This is a genomic window from Pseudomonas sp. NPDC087346 (assembly GCF_044744235.1).
Lineage (GTDB): Bacteria > Pseudomonadota > Gammaproteobacteria > Pseudomonadales > Pseudomonadaceae > Aquipseudomonas.
In genome coordinates this window covers 75,500-91,769 of record NZ_JBIUXX010000021.1, presented here as the reverse complement: position 1 = coordinate 91,769, position 16,270 = coordinate 75,500, and the positions used below count along the sequence as shown (strand labels likewise).

The window sequence follows — 16,270 nt, the reverse complement described above, 5'->3', positions numbered from 1 at the left end:
CGGAACGCGCCACGGAAAGCCACGCCGCCTTCGGATTCAACGTCGTAAGCCTTGGCGATTTCGTGCTTCATGTCGGCAGCCATGGTGTATTTCACCTGGCCGATGCCGCCATTGTTCACTGGAGTGTTGCGCCATGCGTTGTGGGTGAAGTGCGAGTCGATCGACACCGCGACCACTTCCACGTTACGCGCCTTGAAGTCAGCCATGCGGTTGTCCAGAGCGATCAGCTCGGACGGGCAGACGAAGGTGAAGTCCAGTGGGTAGAAGAACACCAGGCCGTATTTGCCTTTGATGGCCGAGGACAGGGTGAAGCTGTCACCGAGCTCGCCATTGCCGAGTACGGCCGGCACGGTGCAGTCAGGGGCTTGTTTGCCTACGACTACGCTCATTGATATCTCCTGGTGTAGAAACTTGAAGTTCAGGGTCCGGGCCAGCCTGCCACCCTGAGGCGACAGCCCTGTGACACGAACCCCCTTCGCAAGGGCCGACCATCATACACTGCGTATTTAGCCTGTCCTCAACGGTTTTTGCCGAAGCCGGCCAACTTCACCGGAATTCTGCGGCTTAGCAATTGGCCATTAACTGCCGTTCGTCAGTCACTCACGATTGCTTCACAAAGCTTACAGAAAGCACTTTGACAATCATTCTCGTTAACATTAAGATCCATCGCAATTGAGTCACAACCAGCGACGGTTCTCACTTATGTATGTTTGTCTCTGCACTGGCGTCACCGACGGACAGATCCGCGAAGCGATCTATGAAGGTTGCTGCAGCTATAAAGAAGTCCGCCAGGCTACCGGCGTAGCCAGTCAATGCGGCAAATGTGCCTGCCTGGCGAAGGAAGTGGTACGCGAAACCCTGACCAAGCTGCAAACTGCCCAGGCCGCGATCCCCTACCCTGTAGAATTTACTGCTGCGTAATAACCCCTATTTCAAAGAACCGGACTTCATGTCCGGTTTTTTTATGTCTGAAAATCAATTGCTTAGCGCTCAGACGCGGAACACAAACATTCTTATTCCGATTAATTTTCATATATTATTCAATAACTTAGGTTTGACACTTATAAGTACGAAGCTCAAACTCCGCCTTATATACAGCTAATACAGGGCAGGACTCCGATCATGAAAGGCGACATTACAGTCATCCAGCATCTCAACAAGATCCTTGCCAATGAGCTGGTCGCGATCAATCAGTACTTCCTGCATGCACGCATGTACGAAGATTGGGGCCTGAACAAGCTGGGCAAGCACGAATACAAAGAATCCATCGACGAGATGAAGCACGCGGACAAGCTGATCAAGCGCATCCTGTTCCTGGAAGGCCTGCCGAACGTGCAGGACCTGGGCAAGCTGCACATCGGCGAGCACACCAAGGAAATGCTGGAGTGCGACCTGCGCATCGAGAAGACCGGCCACGCCGATCTGAAAACCGCCATCGCGCATTGCGAAACCGTTGGCGACTTCGGCAGCCGTGAACTGCTCGAAGACATTCTTGAATCCGAAGAAGAACATATCGACTGGCTGGAAACCCAACTGGGCCTGATCGATAAAGTCGGTCTTGAGAACTATCTGCAATCGCAGATGGGCGAAGACGAGTAATTAGCGAGCGCTGAACTCGAGACACTAAAAAGCCCCGCCCTCTTTCGAGTGGCGGGGCTTTTTATTACCCGAATTTCAGACCTGGCTGAAATTCCTGTGGGAGCGAGCGAGCCCGCTCCTACAGAAGCCGATCAGGCTTCGGACTTGTTTGCAGCAGCGGCTTCAACAGCAGCCTTGATGGTGGTCTGCAACGAACCGTCTGCAGCCATCTCGGTCATGATGTCGCTACCGCCGACCAGCTCACCACCGACCCACAGTTGCGGGAAGGTTGGCCAGTTGGCGTACTTTGGCAGGTTGGCGCGGATTTCCGGGTTCTGCAGGATGTCCACGTAAGCAAACTTTTCACCACATGCCATCACGGCCTGCGAAGCTTTCGCGGAGAAGCCGCACTGCGGGGCATTCGGCGAGCCTTTCATGTAAAGCAGAATGGTGTTGTTAGCAATCTGCTCTTTAATCGTTTCGATGATATCCATGGAGCACCTCGGCTGAACTTTCCGACTCATGGGTCGGCACGGTGGCGCATTGTAACGGAATCCCGAGCGCCATGCTCGGTCTCCCCGACAGACTCGTTCAAGCCGCTGCAACGGTCACCGGCACGCCATTCAATGCCGCGTTGCCTGACAACTCGTCGAGTTGGCATTCATCGGTCAAATCATTGGCACTGGAGCCGGGCTGACCGCTGGCAATCGTCATCTGCACCCCCGGCCGTGCATGACCCCAACCGTGCGGCAGGCTGACTACGCCTTTCATCATGTCCAGACTGCCGAGCACTTCGACTTCGATCTGCCCGACCCGCGAACTGACGCGCACCAACTGCCCATCGCTCAGGCCACGGCTGGCGAGATCATCCGGATGCATCAGCAATTGATGGCGCGGCTTGCCCTTCACCAGTCGATGAAAGTTGTGCATCCACGAGTTATTGCTGCGCACATGCCGACGTCCGATCATCAACAACTCATCGACGGCTGGCGCCTGCAACGCAGCAAACCGCGCAAGATCGGCAAGGATCGCCGGTGGCGCGGCCTGTACCTGCTGATCCGCCGTTTTCAGGCGTGGCGCCAGATTCGGCTTCAGCGCGCCCAGATCAATCCCGTGCGGATGATCGAACAAGGTCGCCAGCGACAACTTGTGCTCCGATGCATCGCCGTAGAGGCCCATGCGCAAGCCCATGTCGATCATCTTCGCTGGCGGCATGGTCGGTTTCAGTTCCTTGTCGGTCTTGAGCGCGAAGGCTTTGGCCAGTCCGACGAAGATCTCCCAATCGTGCAGAGCCCCCTCAGGCTTGGCGAGGATAGCCCGATTGAAGCGGGTGACATTGCGCACAGCGAACAGATTGAACGTAGTGTCGTAGTGATCGTTTTCCAGCGCCGATGTCGAAGGCAGGATCAAGTCCGCGTAGCGCGTGGTTTCGTTGATGTAGAGATCGACGCTGACCATGAACTCCAGACCATCCAGCGCTTGCTCCAGTTGCCGCCCGTTCGGCGTGGACAGCACCGGGTTGCCGGCGACGGTGATCAACGCACGAATCTGCCCTTCGCCGGGCGTCAGCATCTCTTCGGCCAGGGCCGAGACGGGCAATTCACCAGCGTACTCCGGGCGCCCGGAAACACGGCTTTGCCAACGGTTGAAATGCCCACCCGAAGTCGTCGCCACCAGATCCACTGCCGGCTCGGTGCACAGCGCACCGCCAACGCGGTCCAGATTGCCCGTGACCAGATTGATCAACTGCACCACCCAATGGCACAGCGTGCCGAAGGCCTGGGTCGAAACACCCATCCGTCCATAACAGACCGCACTCGGCGCGGCGGCGAAGTCTCGGGCCAATTGGCGAATCTGTTCGGCCGGCACTGCGCACAGAAGGCTCATGGCTTCGGCGGTGAACGTCGCCACCGCTGCCCGCACCTCGTCCAGACCGTTGACCGGCAAATGACTTTCGCGAGTCAGGCCTTCGCTGAACAAAGTGTTGAGCAGACCAAACAGCAGCGCCGCATCGCCACCGGGGCGCACGAACAGATGCTGATCGGCCATCGCCGCCGTCTCGCTGCGCCGCGGATCGACCACCACCACTTTGCCGCCCCGGGCCTGAATCGCTTTAAGGCGCTTTTCGACGTCCGGGACGGTCATGATGCTGCCGTTCGACGCCAGCGGATTGCCGCCGAGGATCAACATGAAATCGGTGTGATCGATGTCCGGAATCGGCAGCAGCAAACCGTGGCCGTACATCAAATGACTGGTCAGGTGATGGGGCAATTGATCGACCGAAGTCGCGGAATAGCGATTGCGGGTTTTCAACAAGCCGAGAAAGTAATTGCTGTGGGTCATCAGCCCGTAGTTATGCACGCTCGGGTTGCCCTGATAAACCGCCACGGCGTTCTGCCCATGACGCTCCTGGATTGCCGCCAGACGCTCGGCCACCAGCGCGAAAGCCTCATCCCACTCGATGGGCAGCCACTCGCTGCCCACGCGGCGCATCGGCTGACGCAGGCGGTCGGGATCATTCTGGATATCTTGCAGAGCCACAGCCTTGGGACAGATGTGGCCGCGACTGAACGTGTCCTGTGCATCGCCCTTGATCGAGGTGATCGCAACGGCGCCATCGGTTTCGGTGGTCTCGATGGTCAGCCCGCAAATAGCTTCACACAGGTGGCAGGCACGGTGATGGAGAGTCTTGGTCATGGCCAGTCTCTGTCTTGTTTTGGACGGGCCATGTAGTCGCCCGCGGAAACAAAACTATGGGGCCAGATCCGACAGTGCGCCAGCGACGTTCGTCTTGTGAATCGGCGGCCATCAGGCGAGCCGATAGACCCTCAGCTTCAGCTTGACGGGAGCTGCGGCGGCGCTGCCAGCTGGATTTCCTGAATGGTTTCGATCTGCTCATGAGCAACGTGTACGCCCGTGAGTTCGCCGATCAATCGCCAATGCTCGTCGAGCCCGGCACTGATGGTCGCCATACGGTCGATCATGTGGCGTCCGGCGGACTTGACCACTTCGTCTTCACTGCGCAGCAACTCGAAGGACATCGAGGTCACCGAAGCGGTGAGATGGGTCAGCGAGCGGGCCGTGTGACCCAGTAATTCCATTAACAATTGTTCTTTCGATTCCATCCGGAGGCATCCTGCGTCGCTCGAAAGTTATTTATAACCCAGCACTTTGCTTTAGCAAATGTTTCAGCTGGCCATCCGTCGAGCCGAATCAGTGGCTGACCGGTCGTAAAGCGACGCTCTGCGCGCCATCCCCGGCGTGGCGGATTGCCAAGCCCCGCAGCGCCAGTGTACAAATGGGCCCGCTGTTACCGGGAAATCTACTGTAAAGACACGACTGCAACATCCCGTTGCCCATCCGAATCTTGCAAAAATCGTAGCCTATTGGAAAAACGCGACATTTAGTGTCAATATCGCGCCTCCCCCTATTTCGTCGCCACGTGCGGCTTACGCCGCAGGTCTCGCCCGTTGTTCCGTTAAACAAGGCTTTGAGCATCTGCGGTTTGTAGCAAAAGGTAGTCAATGATGAGCGCAAGGCACTTTCTCTCCCTGATGGATTGCACGCCCGAAGAGCTGGTCAGCGTGATCCGTCGAGGCGTTGAGCTCAAGGACCTGCGTAACCGCGGCGTACTGTTCGAGCCTCTGAAAAACCGCGTCCTGGGGATGATCTTCGAGAAGTCCTCGACCCGTACCCGGATTTCCTTCGAGGCCGGCATGATCCAGCTCGGCGGCCAGGCGATCTTCCTTTCGCCACGCGACACCCAACTGGGCCGTGGCGAGCCGATCGGCGACGCTGCCATCGTCATGTCGAGCATGCTCGATGCGGTGATGATCCGTACCTTTTCCCACAGCACCCTGACCGAATTCGCCGCCAACTCGCGTGTGCCACTGATCAACGGCCTCTCCGATGATCTGCACCCGTGCCAGTTGCTGGCCGACATGCAGACATTCCTTGAGCACCGTGGCTCGATTCAGGGCAAGACCGTGGCCTGGATCGGCGACGGCAACAATATGTGCAACAGTTATATAGAAGCGGCGATCCAGTTCGATTTCCAGTTGCGCATCGCCTGCCCGCAAGGCTACGAGCCGAACGCCGAGTTCGTGGCCAAGGCCGGTGATCGTGTGACCATCGTCCGCGATCCTCAGGACGCCGTGCGCGGTGCACATCTGGTCAGCACCGACGTCTGGACTTCCATGGGTCAGGAAGAGGAAACTGCCAAGCGTCTGAAGTTGTTCGCCCCGTTCCAGGTCAACCGTGCCCTGCTCGACCTTGCTGCCGAGGACGTGCTGTTCATGCACTGTCTGCCTGCGCACCGTGGCGAAGAAATCAGCCTCGACCTGCTTGATGACCCGCGCTCCGTCGCCTGGGATCAGGCAGAAAACCGTCTCCACGCACAGAAGGCCCTGCTTGAGTTCCTCGTCGAACCGGCATATCACCACGCATGAGTCATGAATTACTGCTGAACCTGCGCAACCTCGCTTGCGGCTATCAAGATCAACGTGTGGTGCAGAACCTCAATCTGCACCTCAACGCCGGTGACATCGGGTGCCTGCTCGGCTCTTCCGGCTGCGGCAAGACCACCACCCTGCGCGCCATTGCCGGTTTCGAACCGGTGCACGAAGGGGAAATCCAGCTCGGTGGTGAGACCATCTCCAGCGCCGGTTTCACCCTCGCGCCGGAAAAACGCCGGATCGGCATGGTGTTTCAGGACTACGCACTGTTCCCGCATCTGAGCGTTGCAGACAACATCGCCTTCGGCATCCGCAAGCATCCGCACAAGGATCGCGTGACAGAAGAACTGCTGGAACTGGTCAACCTCAAAGGCCTCGGCAAGCGCTTCCCGCACGAGTTGTCCGGTGGTCAGCAACAACGTGTTGCCCTCGCCCGCGCCTTGGCGCCCGAGCCGCAACTGCTGCTGCTCGACGAACCTTTCTCCAACCTTGATGGCGAACTGCGGCGCAAGCTCAGCCATGAAGTGCGCGACATCCTCAAGGCCCGTGGCACCAGTGCGATTCTGGTGACTCACGACCAGGAAGAAGCCTTCGCCGTCAGCGATCACGTTGGCGTGTTCAAGGAAGGTCGACTGGAACAGTGGGACACGCCGTACAACCTCTACCACGAACCAGCGACACCGTTTGTTGCCAGCTTCATCGGTCAGGGTTACTTCATTCGCGGTCAGCTCGGCAGCCCGGAATCGGTGCAGACCGAACTCGGTGAACTGCGTGGCAATCGTGCCTACACCTGGCCGATTGGCGGTGCGGTGGATGTGTTGCTGCGTCCGGATGACATCGTTTATGCGCCGGACAGCGCATTGAAGGCACGGATTGTCGGCAAGACGTTCCTGGGCGCATCGACTTTGTATCGTCTGCAACTGCCGACGGGTGCGCAACTTGAGTCGATCTTCCCGAGCCATGCCGACCATCAGATCGGTGCGGATGTGGGGATTCGGGTGGCGGCGGAACATCTGGTGTTGTTCCAGGCTTCCGGCAGCACGGCGGCGCATATTCCGCCAGTGGAAAACGGCGTACGCCGATTCAGCGCCACATTCTGATTCAACTCCTATCCACTGTGGGAGCTAGCCTGCTGGCGATGGCGGTGTATCAGTCGAGATTGAATTGACTGACATACCGAAATCGCTAGCAGGCTAGCTCCCACAGTTGGTTTGGGTTATCAGCCAAGAACTAGTGTGCCGCTCGCAACGAGGGTCGCATTCCCGCCGATCTTCACCCGATCACCCTCCAGCCGACAGAACAACTCCCCGCCCCGCGCCGAACGCTGATAGGCGCTCAGACTGGTTTTGTCCAAGCGCTTCGCCCAGTACGGAATCAGGCTGCAATGCGCCGAACCAGTAACCGCGTCTTCGTTGATACCAATGGCAGGAGCAAAGAAGCGTGAGACAAAATCATGCTGATTGCCCTGTGCAGTGATGATGACACCCGGCCAAGGCAGCTTGGCCAGCGCGACCATGTCCGGTTTGCAGTCGAGCACTGCTTGCTCGGACTCCAGCACCACGAACAACTTGTTGGCCCCCAGTATCTCCACCGCCCGCACACCCAGCGCGCGTTCGATATCCGGGGTCATGTCGATTGCCGCAGGCTCCATCGCCGGGAAATCCAGCCACAAGCGCGCGCCTTCACGAGTGACACTCAACGGGCCGGACTTGCAGATGAAGTCCAGACGCCCAGTGGCTTCTTTGTAGACCTCGAACAACACATAAGCGCTGGCCAGCGTCGCATGCCCGCACAGCGGCACTTCGGTGGCCGGGGTGAACCAGCGGATATGCCAGACCGATCCCTCACGTACCAGAAACGCGGTTTCCGCCAGATTGTGTTCGGCGGCGATTTTCTGCATCAACTCATCGGCCAGCCAGGCGTCGAGCCGATAGACAATCGCCGGGTTACCACTGAATGGCCGATCACTGAACGCGTCGACCTGATGAAACTCAAGCTGCATAACCTTCTCCCCTGGTTCGTCGGCAGAGCATGCAACGCTGACTTGATCACCGCCAGTGACAGAACCGCTGAATTTTCGTCATACAGCTCAGATGGTCAGGCACGCCCGATGTCGGCGAACTGTGCCTGAGTGTGCTCAGCCAACACTGTGGGAGCCAATTCGACTTCCAGCCCTCGTCGGCCGGCACTGACATAAATAGTGGCAAAAGCCTGGGCCGAGTTATCGATGAAAGTACGCAGACGCTTCTTCTGCCCCAACGGGCTGATGCCACCCAACAAATAACCGGTGGACCGTTGCGCGGCGGCCGGGTCGGCCATTTCGACTTTCTTTACGCCAGCGGCGTGCGCCAGTCCTTTGAGGTCAAGCGTTCCGACGACCGGCACCACCGCCACCAGTAATTCGCCCTTCTCGCTCGCCGCCAGCAGCGTCTTGAACACCTGAGCGGGCGCCAGTCCCAGTTTTTCCGCGGCCTCCAGACCATAAGACGCAGCCTTGGGGTCATGTTCGTAACTGTGCACGCGATGTTCGGCACGAACTTTTTTCAACAAGTCCAACGCAGGGGTCATGGCAGCTCCAGGCTCGGCAGTGGCAGAAAAATCCTGCGCCGAATTCTAGGCGATCCGCTGATAAAAGGCTCTATCCCGCCCGTGTTTCCAAGGGCTTGCCGGAATTTCAGATCCGCACAATAGAGAGCATCCAAAGAGTCATTCATGCCACTGATAGTTCTAATGTGACTGATGGTTCACTTTCGACCTTTGACAGGTTTGTTTCTTGTCTATATTTTTTCGAATCTGAATAATGTAAGAATTATCCTTACAGCAGCACCCAGCAGTAAACCGGGAACAGAATGGGGATTCTGCCTCGGCGAAAATCGCGCCTTGCCTTGTAGGCAAAAGCGTCAGACAACAACAAAAACCGAGGTTTTCAATGACAACTGCTTTACAACAACCATCGCTATCCAGCCAATGCATGGCTGAGTTTCTGGGTACTGCACTCCTGATCTTTTTCGGCACTGGCTGTGTCGCCGCGCTCAAAGTCGCGGGCGCCAGCTTCGGCCTGTGGGAAATCAGCATCATCTGGGGCGTCGGCGTGAGCATGGCGATCTACTTGACCGCCGGGGTTTCCGGCGCGCACCTGAACCCTGCCGTGAGTATCGCCCTGAGCATTTTCGCTGACTTTGAAAAGCGCAAACTGCCGTTCTATATCCTTTCGCAGATTGCCGGCGCCTTCTGCGGCGCGTTGCTGGTTTACACGCTGTACAGCAACCTGTTCTTCGATTTCGAACAAACTCACCACATGGTTCGTGGCTCGGCGGCCAGCCTTGAGTTGGCCTCGGTGTTCTCGACGTTCCCGAATCCAGTGCTGTCTACCGCACAGGCGTTCCTGGTCGAGATGATCATCACCGCGATTCTGATGGGCGTGATCATGGCCCTGACCGACGACAACAACGGCTTGCCGAAAGGCCCGATGGCACCACTGCTGATCGGTTTGCTGATTGCCGTGATCGGCAGTTCGATGGGCCCGCTGACCGGTTTCGCGATGAACCCGGCGCGTGACTTCGGTCCCAAGCTGATGACTTTCTTTGCTGGCTGGGGTGAAATTTCCTTCACCGGTGGCCGCGATATTCCGTATTTCCTGATTCCGATTTTTGCACCGATTGTCGGTGCCTGCCTCGGCGCCGCCGGGTATCGCGGGCTTATCGCCCGTCACCTGACCGGCGCCACACCTGCTACAAAGGATGCAGAACCGGCCATTGACGGCAAACCAAGAACTTCTTGAAACAGTCGGCGCGGGCTCCTGCCCATTTCGAGCCCGCGCCACGGCCCACTCTCCCTTATTTCGTCCAAGGCAATCGACATGACCGACATTCAGAATAAGAACTACATCATTGCCCTTGATCAGGGTACGACCAGCTCCCGCGCGATCATTTTCGACCGCGACGCGAACGTGGTCTGCACCGCACAACGCGAATTCGCCCAGCATTACCCGCAAGCCGGTTGGGTCGAACACGATCCGATGGAAATCTTCGCCACCCAGAGCGCGGTGATGGTTGAAGCGCTGGCTCAGGCTGGTCTGCATCACGATCAGGTTGCCGCCATTGGTATCACCAACCAGCGTGAAACCACCGTGGTCTGGGACAAGACCACCGGTCGTCCGGTCTACAACGCGATCGTCTGGCAGTGCCGCCGCAGCACCGAGATCTGCCAGCAGCTCAAGCGCGACGGTCACGAGCAATACATCAGCGACACCACCGGTCTGGTCACCGACCCGTACTTCTCCGGCACCAAACTCAAGTGGATTCTCGACAACGTCGAAGGCAGCCGCGAACGTGCGCGCAACGGCGAACTGCTGTTCGGCACCGTTGATAGCTGGCTGATCTGGAAATTCACTGGCGGCAAGGTCCACGTCACCGACTACACCAACGCCTCGCGCACCATGCTCTTCAACATCCACTCGCTGGAGTGGGACGCGAAGATGCTGGAGATCCTCGATATCCCGCGCGAAATGCTCCCGGAAGTGAAAGCCTCCTCGGAAATCTATGGCCACACCAAGAGCGGCATCGCCATCGGCGGTATCGCTGGCGACCAGCAGGCTGCGCTGTTCGGCCAGATGTGCGTTGAGCCGGGTCAGGCAAAAAACACCTACGGCACTGGCTGCTTCCTGCTGATGAACACCGGCGACAAAGCGGTGAAATCCCAACATGGCATGCTCACCACTATCGCTTGCGGCCCACGCGGCGAAGTGGCTTACGCACTGGAAGGCGCGGTATTCAACGGCGGTTCGACCGTGCAGTGGCTGCGTGATGAGCTGAAAATCATCAACGACGCTCACGACACCGAATACTTCGCCAACAAGGTCAAGGACAGCAACGGCGTGTACCTGGTGCCGGCATTTACCGGTCTGGGCGCGCCGTACTGGGACCCGTATGCCCGTGGTGCACTGTTCGGCCTGACTCGCGGCGTGCGCGTGGATCACATCATCCGCGCCGCGCTGGAATCGATCGCCTACCAGACCCGTGACGTGCTCGACGCCATGCAGCAGGACTCCGGCGAACGCCTCAAAGCCCTGCGTGTAGACGGCGGCGCAGTGGCCAACAACTTCCTGATGCAATTCCAGGCCGACATCCTCGGCACCCAGGTCGAGCGCCCGCAAATGCGCGAAACCACCGCCCTCGGCGCTGCGTACCTGGCCGGTCTGGCGTGCGGCTTCTGGGGCAGCCTGGATGAACTGCGTGGCAAAGCGGTAATCGAGCGCGAGTTCGAACCGAGCCTGGATGAAGTCGAGAAAGAGAAGCTCTATAAAGGCTGGAAAAAAGCCGTCAGCCGTACCCGTGACTGGGCGCGTGAGGACGCTGAATAAGCCAGTCTGAGGACTGACTAAGGCTGGAAACTGGTAGGGAGCGGATTCCTGCGGCATCATGGGCAAATTTTGCACGGCAGCCCAAAGGAAGCCCCATGAATCTGCCTCCCCGTCAGCAGCAAATCCTCGAGCTGGTCCGCGAACGCGGCTATGTGAGCATCGAGGAAATGGCTACGCTGTTCGTCGTTACCCCGCAAACCATCCGCCGCGATATCAATCAGCTTGCGGAAGCCAATCTGTTGCGTCGCTACCATGGCGGCGCGGCCTATGATTCCAGCGTCGAAAACACTGCCTATGCGATGCGCGCCGATCAGATGCGCGATGAAAAGCAACGCATCGGTGAAGCCATCGCCGCCCAGATCCCCGACCACGCCTCGCTGTTCATCAATATCGGTACCACCACCGAATCGATTGCCCGCGCCCTGCTCAATCACAGCCATCTGAAAATCATCACCAACAACCTGCACGTCGCCTCGATGCTCAGCGCCAAGGATGACTTCGATGTCCTGCTGACTGGCGGCAATGTGCGTCGCGACGGCGGCGTGGTCGGTCAGGCGAGCGTGGACTTCATCAATCAGTTCAAGGTCGATTTCGCGCTGGTCGGTATCAGCGGCATCGACGAAGACGGCAGCCTGCTCGATTTCGATTATCAGGAAGTGCGGGTGTCGCAGGCGATCATCGCCAATGCGCGTCAAGTGATTCTGGCGGCGGACTCGAGCAAGTTCGGACGTAACGCGATGATCAGGCTTGGACCGATCAGCCTGATTGATTGCCTGGTGACTGATCAGCAGCCGGTGCCGGCGCTGGCGCAATTGCTGAGCCAGCACAAGATTCGTCTGGAAGTCGTTTAACTCCAAGCTCCCCTGTGGCGAGGGGATTTATCCCCGTTCGGCTGCGCAGCAGTCGCGAAATCATGACTCGCGGTGTATCAGGTACATTCCGACTTCTGTTTTTGGGGCTGCTGCGCAACCCGACGGGGATAAATCCCCTCGCCACAAAGAGCATCCCCCCGCCTCAATAATGTTCGAAAATTTTCCTTTAATCGCCCTTCGATGAGTATTTTCAATCGAACGCGACTGGCTGTGCGCGTCTTTATGGGCTACCATTTTCGCAAATGAACATTCATGTTCGATTTCCAATACGAAAATCAAAAGAGCCCGAGGCCAGCCGATGCCCACTTCTACCTTGCCTACGCCCCCTCTCTCCGAGGTCTACGATATCGCCGTGATCGGCGGCGGGATCAATGGCGTGGGGATCGCAGCAGATGCCGCCGGTCGCGGCCTCTCGGTGTTCCTTTGCGAAAAGGATGACCTCGCCAGCCACACGTCGTCGGCCAGCAGCAAGCTGATCCACGGTGGTCTGCGCTATCTCGAACATTACGAATTCCGTCTGGTGCGTGAAGCACTGGCCGAACGTGAAGTGCTGCTGGCCAAGGCGCCGCACATCGTCAAGCCGATGCGCTTTGTGCTGCCGCACCGTCCGCACCTGCGCCCGGCGTGGATGATCCGTGCCGGCCTGTTCCTTTATGACAACCTCGGCAAGCGCGAAAAACTCGCTGGCTCACGGAGTCTCAAGTTCGGTGCCGACAGCGCGCTGAAAAGCGAAATCAAGAAAGGCTTCGAATACTCCGATTGCTGGGTCGATGACGCCCGCCTCGTGGTGCTCAACGCCATGGCCGCCCGTGAAAAAGGCGCCCACGTTCACACTCAGACCCGTTGCGTCAGCGCTCGTCGCGCCAAAGGCCTGTGGCATCTGAACCTCGAACGCGCCGACGGCAGCCTGTTTTCGATCACCGCCAAAGCGCTGGTGAACGCAGCTGGCCCGTGGGTCGCCAAGTTCATCCGTGATGACCTGAAGATGGAATCGCCGTACGGCATCCGTCTGATTCAGGGCAGCCACATCATCGTGCCGAAGCTGTATGAAGGCGATCACGCGCATATCCTGCAAAACGAAGATCAGCGCATCGTTTTCACTATTCCGTACCTGAACCACTTCACCCTGATCGGCACCACCGACCGTGAGTACACCGGCGATCCGGCGAAAGTGGCAATCACCGATGGCGAAACCGATTACTTGCTGAAGGTGGTCAACGCGCACTTCAAGAAGCAGATCAGCCGCGACGACATTCAGCACAGCTACTCGGGCGTACGTCCGCTGTGCAACGACGAGTCCGACAACCCATCGGCCGTGACCCGCGATTACACCCTCGCGCTGTCTGGCGGCGGTGAAGAAGCGCCGCTGCTGTCGGTGTTCGGCGGCAAGCTGACCACCTACCGCAAACTCGCCGAGTCGGCGATGGCGCAACTGATGCCGTACTTCACCCAGATGCGTCCGAGCTGGACCGCCAGCGCGACCCTGCCCGGCGGCGAAGACATGACCACGCCGCAGGCCTTGAGCGCGCTGATCCGCGACAAGTTCGACTTCGTGCCAACCGAGATCGCTCGCCGTTGGTCCACCACCTACGGCAGCCGCACCTGGCGCATGCTTGAAGGCGTGGAAACCCTGAACGACATGGGCGAACACCTCGGCGGCGGGCTCTACACCCGTGAAGTCGATTACCTGTGCAGCGAAGAATGGGCCACCACGGCGCACGACATTCTGTGGCGCCGCAGCAAGCTGGGCTTGTTCACTACTCCGCAGGAACAGGAAAAACTGGCGGTGTATCTGGGAAAAGTAGAGCAGAACCGCAGCAAGATTGAAGCAGCCTGACTTTACACTGGCTAAACGAAAGCCCCTGAATCTAACGATTCAGGGGCTTTTTCATTTGCCGGCCACACGACTGTTCCTTTAGAAGTGAGCCTGCTCGCGATAGCGCCAGGTCAGACAAATCATTGGTGACTGATGTACCGCCATCGCGAGCAGGCTCACTCCTACAGGTTTCACCATTCGGTTTTCCGAACGCGACCCTGCAGTCAATTCGGTAAACCGGATCAGTTAAGCGAAAAAACACCGCCACAAAATCTTAATCTCCTTATAAATCAACATCTTGAATGTATGCCACTGGTATGGCACGACTCATGCTCTACACTCTCTCGACGAATGCCTGCCGTGCCAACACTTCAGGAGCCGTCAGGCATTCGAAGCACAAAAGGGCCGACGAACTGGCTCCATAAAAAAAACAATTCGAGGAAAATTTGATGCGCATCGTTCCCCATATTTTGGGCGCAGCTATCGCTGCTGCTCTGATCAGCACTCCAGTTTTCGCCGCCGAACTCACCGGCACCCTGAAGAAAATCAACGACTCCGGCACCATCACCCTGGGCCACCGCGACAGCTCCATTCCGTTTTCCTACATCGCGGACGCTTCGGGCAAACCAGTGGGCTACTCCCACGACATTCAGCTGGCCATCGTTGAAGCCCTGAAAAAAGACCTGAACAAACCTGATCTGCAGGCCAAGTACAACCTGGTCACCTCGCAGACCCGTATTCCGCTGGTGCAGAACGGCACCGTGGACATCGAGTGCGGCTCCACCACCAACAACGCCGAACGCGCGCAGCAAGTTGATTTCACCGTCAACATGTTCGAAATCGGCACCCGCCTGCTGGTCAAGAAAGACAAGGATGGCAACCCGTCCTACAAAGACTTCGCTGACCTCAAAGGCAAGAACGTCGTGACCACCGCTGGCACCACGTCCGAGCGCATCATCAAAGCGATGAACGCCGACAAGCAAATGGGCATGAACGTCATCTCCGCCAAAGACCACGGCGAATCCTTCCAGATGCTGGAAAGCGGCCGCGCCGTTGCCTTCATGATGGACGACGCCCTGCTGGCCGGTGAAGAAGCCAAGGCCAAGAAGCCGAATGACTGGATCATCACTGGTACTCCACAGTCCTTTGAAGCCTACGCCTGCATGGTTCGCAAAGACGACCCGGCCTTCAAGAAAGCCGTGGATGACGCCATTGTCGGCCTGTACAAATCTGGCGAGATCAACAAGATCTACGACAAGTGGTTCACCCAGCCGATCCCGCCAAAAAACCTCAACCTGAACTTCAAGATGAGCGAACAGGTCAAGAAACTGATCGAGAACCCGAGCGACAAGCCGGCTCCGGACGTAAAGATCTAAATCCTGACTAACCTTATCTCCTGAGGGAGCCAACCCTCCCTCAGGCGTCTGTTACTACCTGCTGGCTTCACTTTTGGAACACTCGACCTGGCGGTTTCCGAGCCGATCGCGTGTGCCTGACGTTCAACGTCGGGTGGGAAAGGATTTTCCCCAAGCGGGTGCTTGTACATCGATCGATTTCGAGGGGAGACCCTAATGAATTACAACTGGGACTGGGGCGTGTTCTTCAAGTCCACCGGCGTGGGCAGCGAGACTTATCTCGACTGGTACATCTCCGGTTTGGGCTGGACCATCGCCATCGCTGTCGTGGCATGGATCGTCGCCTTGTTGCTGGGCTCCGTTCTGGGGGTCATGCGCACGGTGCCAAACCGTCTCGTATCGGGCATCGCGACCTGCTACGTGGAACTGTTTCGCAACGTACCGCTGCTGGTGCAACTGTTCATCTGGTACTTCCTGATTCCGGACATGCTGCCGCAGAACCTGCAGGACTGGTACAAACAAGACCTCAACCCGACCACCTCGGCTTACCTGAGCGTTGTCGTGTGCCTGGGTCTGTTTACCGCTGCCCGTGTCTGCGAACAAGTGCGCACCGGCATCCAGGCGCTGCCGCGCGGCCAGGAATCAGCCGCTCGTGCGATGGGCTTCAAGCTGCCACAGATCTACTGGAACGTGCTGCTGCCCCAGGCCTACCGGATCATCATTCCGCCGCTTACCTCGGAATTCCTCAACGTCTTCAAGAACTCCTCCGTGGCGTCCCTGATCGGCCTGATGGAATTGCTGGCGCAACCCAAACAGACCGATATCGGACGAGC

General features: G+C 58.0%; 16 protein-coding genes. 10 read left to right on the top strand and 6 right to left on the bottom strand.

Features of this window, described 5'->3' with window-relative positions:
- Window positions 1-389, bottom strand: a 389-nt coding sequence (locus tag ACIOZM_RS14900) for a redoxin domain-containing protein (RefSeq protein WP_401215070.1), incomplete at its 3' end; no start/stop codon positions are given.
- Between the two features lie 313 nt (window positions 390-702).
- Here ACIOZM_RS14900 and ACIOZM_RS14895 point away from each other — a divergent pair.
- On the top strand, window positions 703-921 hold the full coding sequence (locus ACIOZM_RS14895) for a bacterioferritin-associated ferredoxin (protein WP_003227725.1): 219 nt from the start codon (window positions 703-705) through the stop codon (window positions 919-921).
- 201 nt (window positions 922-1,122) lie between these two features.
- Entirely contained in the window at window positions 1,123-1,599 is a 477-nt protein-coding gene (bfr, locus tag ACIOZM_RS14890) for a bacterioferritin (protein WP_401215067.1), read from the top strand.
- 131 nt (window positions 1,600-1,730) lie between these two features.
- Here the strand turns inward: bfr and grxD are convergent, their stop codons facing one another.
- From grxD to ACIOZM_RS14875, 3 genes are all read right to left on the bottom strand, one after another.
- The gene (gene grxD / locus ACIOZM_RS14885) at window positions 1,731-2,072 is read right to left on the bottom strand and encodes a Grx4 family monothiol glutaredoxin (RefSeq protein ID WP_218439709.1); all 342 of its coding nucleotides are present in this window, start codon (window positions 2,070-2,072) and stop codon (window positions 1,731-1,733) included.
- A 97-nt stretch (window positions 2,073-2,169) separates the two neighbouring features.
- The gene (locus tag ACIOZM_RS14880) at window positions 2,170-4,275 is read right to left on the bottom strand and encodes a molybdopterin oxidoreductase family protein (protein ID WP_401215065.1); all 2,106 of its coding nucleotides are present in this window, start codon (window positions 4,273-4,275) and stop codon (window positions 2,170-2,172) included.
- Window positions 4,276-4,412: 137 nt separating this feature from the next.
- A complete protein-coding gene (locus tag ACIOZM_RS14875; RefSeq protein WP_401215063.1) occupies window positions 4,413-4,703 on the bottom strand; it encodes a hypothetical protein in 291 nt (96 codons plus the stop codon).
- Window positions 4,704-5,105: 402 nt separating this feature from the next.
- On the opposite strand from ACIOZM_RS14875, the gene argF reads away from it, so the two are divergent.
- Entirely contained in the window at window positions 5,106-6,026 is a 921-nt protein-coding gene (gene argF, locus ACIOZM_RS14870; RefSeq protein WP_401215060.1) for an ornithine carbamoyltransferase, read from the top strand.
- Window positions 6,023-7,132 carry an ABC transporter ATP-binding protein gene (locus ACIOZM_RS14865; protein ID WP_401215057.1) on the top strand — a complete coding sequence of 370 codons (1,110 nt, stop codon included), beginning with the start codon at window positions 6,023-6,025 and terminating at the stop codon, window positions 7,130-7,132. Before argF ends, ACIOZM_RS14865 begins: the two co-directional genes overlap by 4 nt.
- 119 nt (window positions 7,133-7,251) lie before the next feature.
- On the opposite strand, the gene ACIOZM_RS14860 is transcribed toward ACIOZM_RS14865, so the two are convergent.
- Together ACIOZM_RS14860 and ybaK are read right to left on the bottom strand one after the other, a co-directional pair.
- Window positions 7,252-8,034 (bottom strand): PhzF family phenazine biosynthesis protein, encoded by a 783-nt coding sequence (locus ACIOZM_RS14860; RefSeq protein ID WP_401215055.1) that lies wholly within the window; start codon window positions 8,032-8,034, stop codon window positions 7,252-7,254.
- A 95-nt stretch (window positions 8,035-8,129) separates the two neighbouring features.
- Window positions 8,130-8,600 (bottom strand): Cys-tRNA(Pro) deacylase, encoded by a 471-nt coding sequence (gene ybaK, locus ACIOZM_RS14855; protein WP_401215052.1) that lies wholly within the window; start codon window positions 8,598-8,600, stop codon window positions 8,130-8,132.
- A 361-nt stretch (window positions 8,601-8,961) separates the two neighbouring features.
- On the opposite strand from ybaK, the gene ACIOZM_RS14850 reads away from it, so the two are divergent.
- The 6 genes from ACIOZM_RS14850 to ACIOZM_RS14825 all read left to right on the top strand — a co-directional run.
- On the top strand, window positions 8,962-9,813 hold the full coding sequence (locus tag ACIOZM_RS14850; RefSeq protein WP_401215050.1) for an MIP/aquaporin family protein: 852 nt from the start codon (window positions 8,962-8,964) through the stop codon (window positions 9,811-9,813).
- A gap of 78 nt (window positions 9,814-9,891) precedes the next feature.
- A complete protein-coding gene (glpK, locus tag ACIOZM_RS14845) occupies window positions 9,892-11,394 on the top strand; it encodes a glycerol kinase GlpK (protein ID WP_401215047.1) in 1,503 nt (500 codons plus the stop codon).
- Window positions 11,395-11,489: 95 nt separating this feature from the next.
- Window positions 11,490-12,245 (top strand): DeoR/GlpR family transcriptional regulator, encoded by a 756-nt coding sequence (locus ACIOZM_RS14840; RefSeq protein WP_007953179.1) that lies wholly within the window; start codon window positions 11,490-11,492, stop codon window positions 12,243-12,245.
- Window positions 12,246-12,564: 319 nt separating this feature from the next.
- Window positions 12,565-14,103, top strand: a complete 1,539-nt coding sequence (gene glpD / locus ACIOZM_RS14835; RefSeq protein WP_401215045.1) for a glycerol-3-phosphate dehydrogenase — start codon at window positions 12,565-12,567, stop codon at window positions 14,101-14,103.
- A 428-nt stretch (window positions 14,104-14,531) separates the two neighbouring features.
- Window positions 14,532-15,458 (top strand): glutamate/aspartate ABC transporter substrate-binding protein, encoded by a 927-nt coding sequence (locus ACIOZM_RS14830; RefSeq protein WP_401215042.1) that lies wholly within the window; start codon window positions 14,532-14,534, stop codon window positions 15,456-15,458.
- A 195-nt stretch (window positions 15,459-15,653) separates the two neighbouring features.
- Window positions 15,654-16,270: amino acid ABC transporter permease (locus tag ACIOZM_RS14825; RefSeq protein WP_401215040.1), on the top strand; the 617-nt coding region annotated here is incomplete at its 3' end.